Source organism: Gemmatimonadota bacterium (genome assembly GCA_016209965.1).
Lineage (GTDB): Bacteria > Gemmatimonadota > Gemmatimonadetes > Longimicrobiales > RSA9 > JACQVE01.
This window is the reverse complement of sequence record JACQVE010000165.1, coordinates 1-2,064: the sequence shown is the minus strand read 5'-3', so window position 1 is coordinate 2,064 and position 2,064 is coordinate 1. Positions and strand designations below refer to the sequence as shown.

Below are 2,064 nucleotides of genomic sequence, written 5' to 3'. Positions count from 1 at the left end.
CGATCGGCCCGCGGTACAGGAAGTACTCCCGAGCGGGAAGCGATACGGTCGGCGCGTAGACCAGATCGCTCGGTGGGTCGAGCGTGTGACTCCGCCCAGTGCGCCGCCGCCGCAGCCAGCCGCGCAGCCCGCGCTCTCGGACGAGGAGCACGCTCACCGCGCCAGTCAGCTGGCCGAAGCCGTGCCAGATCGCCAACCAACAGTCGTTTGGCGTGGTGGTGTGGGCTCGCAGCACCGACACCAGCGACGTCGCCTCCTGGCGATCGAGGCTCCCTTCTTGGGGCCGATCCGGCCATCCGAAACGGTCGAACTGCACCCCTCTCTGCCAAGATTACGTGAGACGGTTATCATCGAGGGAAATACTGAGCAAGGGCGAGGTGGAAGCAGACGATGGTGGATGTCAAGAGGAATGGGGGCCGAGGCCACGGAGCGAAGCGAGCCGTAGGCGAGCGGAGCGCAAAGGCCTCGGCGCGAGTGGCTCTGGAGGGTCGACCCGACCCGGAGCTGCTCGAGCGGCCGCGGCGCCGGCGGTTCATGGCCGAGTACAAGCTGCACATCCTGCGGGAGGCGGATGCGTGCAGTGGGCCAGGAGAGGTGGGCGCCTTGCTGCGCCGAGAGGGGTTGTACAGCTCGCACCTTTCGACCTGGCGGCAGCAGCGGGACCAGGGCGCGCTGGCGGCGCTCGCCCGCAGGCGGGGCCGGCGCAAGCCGCATCCGCTCGAGGCCGAGAACGCCCAGTTGCGGCGGCGCGCGGAGCGGGCGGAAGCCGAGTTGGCGAAGACGCGCAAGGTCATCGAAGTGCAGGGAAACGTTTGCGCGCTTCTGGGCGAGCTGCTCGAGCCCAGGGGCGCACGGTCGGAGGAGAGCAGCAGGCCATGATGGAACAGGCCGTGGAAGAACTGACGCCCCTGGTCGGGACGCGTCCGGCGTGCCGGGCCCTGGGTATGGCGCCGGCGACCATCTACCGGCATCGGCGCCCGCCTGCGCCTCGAACGGCGCAGCCCCGACCGCAGCCGGAGCGCGCGCTCTCGGACCGGGAGCGTGCTACCGTGGTCGAGATCCTGAACTCCGATCGGTTCGTGGATTGCTCGCCCGCCCAGGTGTGGGCCACGCTGTTGGATGAAGGCCGCTACCTCTGTTCGGAACGCACGATGTATCGGCTGCTGAGCGAACGCGCTGACGTGCGGGAGCGACGGGATCAACTGGTTCACCCGGCTTATACCAAGCCGGAACTGTTGGCCGAGCGCCCCAACCAGCTCTGGAGCTGGGACATCACCAAGCTGCTCGGACCGGCCAAGTGGACCTACTACTACCTCTACGTGATTCTCGATGTCTTCAGCCGGTATGTGGTCGGCTGGACCGTACAGTACCGCGAGTCGGCGCGCTTGGCCGAGCAGCTCATCGCTCAGGCCTTGGCCCAGCATGAGATCGTTCCTGGTCAGCTGATCATCCACGCCGATCGGGGCAGCGCGATGACCTCCAAGCCGGTGGCGTTCCTGCTGGCCGACCTGGGCGTGACCAAGACCCACTCACGCCCGTATACCTCGACCGACAACCCGTACTCGGAGGCGCATTTCAAGACGCTCAAGTATCGCCCTGACTTTCCGGATCGCTTCGGCTCGATCGTGCACGCGCGGACCTTCTGCCGGCCGTTCTTCCACTGGTACAACCATGAGCACCGTCACACCGGCATCGGTCTCATGACTCCGGCCGCGGCCCACTTCGGTCAAGCCCAAGCACTCCACGCTGAGCGCGCCCGGGTCCTGGCTGCGGCTCATCCCGCCCATCCCGCACGCTTCGTACGGGGCGTGCCCCGTCCGGCGGCGCTACCGACTGCAGTATGGATCAACGAGCCGACCAGGCAGGAGGCTGCTCACTAATTGTCGACCACCGACTGTCTCAAGGGGCTTGACAGATTCCGCCGCGACTTCGACTTGTTGCTGCTGCCGGTAGAAATGACCATGGCCGAGGAGGAGGCCGGCAACATGTTCGTGCTCAACCAAAGAAAAAACCTGGTCGCCGAGGTCATACCGAATGAAAAGCGCTTCACGGTCCGATTGATGG

At 66.3% G+C, this 2,064-nt stretch carries 1 protein-coding gene and 1 pseudogene; both read left to right on the top strand.

The features are described 5' to 3' along the window. The first annotated feature begins 474 nt into the window (after nt 1–474). Nucleotides 475–1,880: pseudogene (locus HY703_06605) on the top strand (IS3 family transposase). Further along, nucleotides 1,881–2,064 (top strand): hypothetical protein (locus tag HY703_06600; protein MBI4544844.1); only part of this gene is annotated, 184 nt, incomplete at its 3' end. It abuts the pseudogene before it with no gap.